The sequence below is a fragment of the Gluconobacter japonicus genome, assembly GCF_002723975.1.
GTDB lineage: Bacteria > Pseudomonadota > Alphaproteobacteria > Acetobacterales > Acetobacteraceae > Gluconobacter > Gluconobacter japonicus.
This window is the reverse complement of the sequence record NZ_BEWO01000055.1, coordinates 1-4,493: the sequence shown is the minus strand read 5'-3', so window position 1 is coordinate 4,493 and position 4,493 is coordinate 1. Positions and strand designations below refer to the sequence as shown.

General features: G+C 49.5%; 2 protein-coding genes and 2 pseudogenes. 3 read left to right on the top strand and 1 reads right to left on the bottom strand.

Annotated elements, in window-relative coordinates; translation table 11 throughout:
* Window positions 1-482 precede the first annotated feature (482 nt).
* The 3 genes and pseudogenes from GJA01_RS14955 (at window position 483) to GJA01_RS14945 (ending at window position 3,017) form a co-directional block, all read left to right on the top strand.
* Window positions 483-1,034, top strand: a complete 552-nt coding sequence (locus GJA01_RS14955; protein WP_062502416.1) for a twin-arginine translocation signal domain-containing protein — start codon at window positions 483-485, stop codon at window positions 1,032-1,034.
* A gap of 11 nt (window positions 1,035-1,045) precedes the next feature.
* Window positions 1,046-1,416 (top strand): annotated as a pseudogene (locus GJA01_RS15690) (IS5/IS1182 family transposase); the annotation flags it as partial.
* Window positions 1,417-1,813: 397 nt separating this feature from the next.
* Window positions 1,814-3,017 (top strand): annotated as a pseudogene (locus GJA01_RS14945) (tyrosine-type recombinase/integrase).
* Window positions 3,018-3,192: 175 nt separating this feature from the next.
* Here GJA01_RS14945 and GJA01_RS14940 read toward each other — a convergent pair.
* Window positions 3,193-4,404, bottom strand: coding sequence for an MBL fold metallo-hydrolase (locus tag GJA01_RS14940; protein WP_062502414.1), 1,212 nt, complete (start codon window positions 4,402-4,404; stop codon window positions 3,193-3,195).
* Window positions 4,405-4,493: the final 89 nt, after the last annotated feature.

Genomic DNA, 4,493 nt, shown 5'->3' with positions numbered 1-4,493 from the left:
AGCTGGGGCAGGTTTCGACCGACGCCCGTCTATAGAGAGAGGAAGGCCCACGACGGAAATGGGAAATGCGGTAGCCAACCCGCGGATGAGAGCATGATCAATCGTCGTCGATCGGCTCGCGGCACACCCGTCAGGTCCACTATCAGTTTTTGGTCACACCAGACACCAGTCATGGTGTAGGCTTCTTGCAACTGCACTCCCCTAATGACGGTCATGAGAGCTTATCGCCCTGTCTGAAAAATGGGGACCACCTCTAAGAGTAGTAAATTTATATTTTTAGACTGAAAAAGTGTTTTCTACTCTTAATTTTAGGCCAGATGATATTCTTTGATTGACAGAGTTTTGTCTTTAACGAACGCAATTCCTTTGTGCTAAGCAGCAATGCTCTCAAATGGCTATCAATGAATTTTCACTGATGGTTATTTGAGTTTCTGAAAAATTATATTTTCAAAATATTGAATATTTTATTTAAAGAGAATCAAATGATTAATAATCGCAGAGTTTTTCTTAAATTCCTTGCGGCAGGATCTGCTCTCGGCACGTTAGGGGCATGTACGATCACAAGTTCTGGAAATGTAACGACCGTAATGCTGAACGTTGCAAAAGTCAAAGCTTATGGAGTTGCAGGCCTTAACGCAGTAACAACAATCTTATCTATCGATGCGGTATCTTCAGCGATTGGTGCGTCATCTGTAACGGCAATAGAAACTGCTGGATTGGCGCTACAGAATGCTTTGACTGCATTTTTAAATGCAGCAGGCTCTAACGTCACAATTACTTATGACAGTACGTCTTTTAAGAGTCAGATTGATTCCATTTTGGCAGATTTACAGAATGTCTCTTCGTTGCTTGGAACGGCTATATCTCAGGCATCATCTATGGTTCCTGGATCGATCCTGGAGAACGCCAGTACGGCTGTATCTGCTCTGAAAACAATTCTGTCTCTCTTTGAAGGTGTACTCGGAATTGTATCTGCGCCCGTTTCACGCATGACGGAGGAGCAAGCCTTCCAAATTCTGCACGTTTTCCTATGAGTGCTGGCGTCGCCCCCAGTGATAGTGTGAGATTGAGAGAAGGATTACTCGATAGCAGCAATACCACATCCGATGTCTGAGCCGACCCGCCCGATGGGTCAAAAGCCAATGAAGCCTTCATGGAAAGGCGGGGTTTTGTTCCAAAGGTTTACAGGAAAAGCCTCATCTTAAGCCTATGTCCTGACACGTCCAGAGATTAAATACTGGAAAATCGGTCATTCAGTCCTGTGTCGAGCATGTCTTTGTTGAACACAAAGCACAGACGGGACTGTTTGTCCGGACAGTGGGTATCACTCATGCCACCATGAGGATAGGTCGGGCCAATATCATTTACAGTATGTGCCGCTTTCTGTTTCTGGAGCGGGTCAGCGGCGCAATTTAGAAACAAGGCTATAATGCTCCCTGCTCTAGCCTCAGATGCAGAGTGAAAGTCATCGCCCAGAACTATCAATATCTACTGATTGCAGTCCAAAATTAGGACAATGGCACTTCAAGCAACGATTCTTCAATTTCTCTAGGGTAACGCAAAGATGACACTAGAGCAGTGACGTAGCGTTAACCTGAGGTAATTCTGTTTTTGATTAAGTGCTTATTTTTCGTGGAAAAAGTTAGGACTGGCGGAGGGGATGTCCGCCAATATGAAGGCGCGTCAAAACGCTTTAGAGTGCATTTCACCCTAAAAAACAATCTATTAGTTCGGATTGAAGACGCGCACCGCCGCACATAGACGCGTGAAACCATATGATATAAGGTGGGATCAAAGATGGGACTGAAAATCCATGAGCAAGCTTCCACCGAACCAGTTGACCGTGCGCAGGATCGCGAGCCTGAAAGATGGCGTTCACGGCGATGGGGGCAACCTGTGGATCACGATCCGGGGCGAGACACGCGCCTGGACGTTTCGCTTCAAGAGCCCCCTGACCGGCAAGCGCCGGGAAATGGGATTGGGACCCGCTCGTGATGTGTCGCTCTCCGAGGCGCGCGCCAAGGCGACCGATGCCAGACGTCTGCTGCTAGAGGGAATCGATCCTCTGGAGGAGCAGGCCCAAAGAAAGCGCAGCGCCGTCAGGGAGCGGACCTTCGAGGAAGTCGCCGAGCATTACATCACGGAACAGACACCCGCTTGGAAAGACCCGCGTTCCGCGCCGATGTGGCGCAGTTCTCTCGGGCGACATGTTTATCCCCTTATGGGGAACCGTCCGATCGGCCAGGTCCAGACAGAAGACGTACTGTCCGTGCTGCGTCCGATCTGGGAAACCACCACTGAAACGGCCAGCCGTCTTCGCGGGCGGATCGAGCGCATTCTGGACTACGCTCACAGCCATCACTGGCGTGAGGGGGACAACCCGGCCCGCTGGCGCGGTCATCTGGCCAATATTCTGCCGAAACCAACAGCCGTAGCCACGGTGACGCATCATGCGGCCGTTCCCTACCGTGATCTTCCGGCTGTGTTTGCACAGCTTGGTCGACAGGATGGCTCTGCGGCACTGGCCGCCCGCTTCCTCTGCCTGACGGCCGCCCGGTCTGGTGAAGTGCGTCATGCCCTGTGGTCTGAAATCGACTTCGAGAAGCATATCTGGATGGTGCCGGCCGAGCGCATGAAAGCAAAGCGCGAGCATCGCGTACCGTTGACGGCCAGTGCCATCAGTGTGCTCCGGCTGATGGAGATACTGAAATCACCCGCTTCAGCCGATGCTCTGATTTTCCCTGGTGGAAAAATTGAATCGCCACTCAGCGATGTTGCCGTATCCAAGGCACTCCATCGTGCGGCCGGCACGAAGGAGGTGACCATTCATTGGATTACGCTCCAGTTTCCGTGACTGGGCGGCGGAGGAGACGGACTTTCCACGGGAGGTGGCGGAAATGGCGCTAACTCATGCCATTGGAGATAAGGTCGAGGCCGCTTACAGGCGGGGCGATCTGTTCAGCAAGCGGCAAGAGATGATGAAGCAATGGGAGAAGTTCTGTCTGGGGCACGGATAGAGAGAGCGAATACCGCTTTGGTGGGGAAGGCAGAATGTCGGCTATTGGTCAGAAAATACAGAAAGCGGACCCTCTCCATATCGATAGGATAGCATGCATCGACGAACGAAATGGAACCGCCCACTCATCTGTAATAATATATGATCCTGAAGTCTGTCTGGAAATATTATATTATTTACGGAATTTGGATTACTGCTGACAGTTTGAATCCTTTCTTTTTATCAACGCAAATTGCTGTCCAAGGCCAGAAATCTCGCAAAACTTTTGCATTCGGATGTCCATGGGTGAAGTTCGGATCAGACGAGAAAATGCTCGCAGCAGGTTTAATAATGTTGGCCACACCTACATGCCAATTAGGCTCTGCACCGTGATGCATCACTTGAAACAAACCTACCCGTTTCATCCGGTCCAGCGAGAAAAAACTTTGCATCGCTGTCAGACGTGCTGGCGTGTCAAGATAACCGTCTCCAGTGGCAAGCTGCGCGAGATTATCTCTGTAATGATCGTACCCAAGCGGAGTGGAACTCCACCTCTTTCCAAATTGGAGTTGTTTCCCAACGGGGCCCGAATAGAGGAATAGAGAAATTACATTCGCGGGGATGGATCCTACGCCGAACGTTTTCTGGTAAATGCGCTTCAATATCTTAAGAGCCACTTTTCTCCATTTTGGTTTGGCACAGAAAGCCCTTGCAACTACACTTACCCGGTTGATAAAAGTAGACGATACACTTGGCCACATCGATGCATCGTTATACGGCACGAACTCCCAGAGCGCCGAAACAGTGATCCGCCCACCCCTCGCCAAAATGCAGACACGGATTTTCTTCTCACTCGCAAGTGCTGGATCAGCCTTATCCTCGGTTACCGGCAACCTAGAATCCACCTCGCCGCCTTGTATCGGCCGATCAAAATCAGGAGCGTCTTCAGCCAAGGGGACGACATCGTCTGGCTCAGTAGCTGGCACAAAGACTATTTCATCGATCTGTCCCTCTTCCAAGCTTTCCAGATAACTGACAGGATTGACGTAAAATGGTATAAGCTCACTGTCTTCTGTGAGGCCTGATCCAATGGCAATCAGGAGCCTATGCCATAATGGCAAATAAGGGATAAGAAGCGTTTTTATGTGCAAACCTTTTACTAGCGCGACAATACCATTAATGTGGTCTTCATCAAAGTGTGACAGAACAACCAGATCAATTGGTTTATTCGCAAGCTGACTCCGATATTTTTTAATCGCGTCGTTACGTTCTTTCGCACCCGATGATGACCCGCAATCGTACACCCAGTTGAAGTGACCGCCAGTTTTTGCAGACAATCGTCCAGACATAAATAGGCCTTGGCCAACGGGCCACCATTTGACCTCCAACTTGGCAAGTTGTGTAGGCATAACGAGTATTTTTCCTTGTCTATATCATTAGAAACAGAAAATTATTTGATCAAATATCACTCTATATTAGATGAGAGGGTATTTTCAGG

What these genes read in the sequence shown, in the direction of transcription:
- GJA01_RS14955 (WP_062502416.1), top strand. Translation starts at nt 483, where the DNA reads ATGATTAATAATCGCAGAGTTTTTCTTAAATTCCTTGCGGCAGGATCT.
- GJA01_RS14940 (WP_062502414.1), bottom strand. Translation starts at nt 4,404, where the DNA reads ATGCCTACACAACTTGCCAAGTTGGAGGTCAAATGGTGGCCCGTTGGC.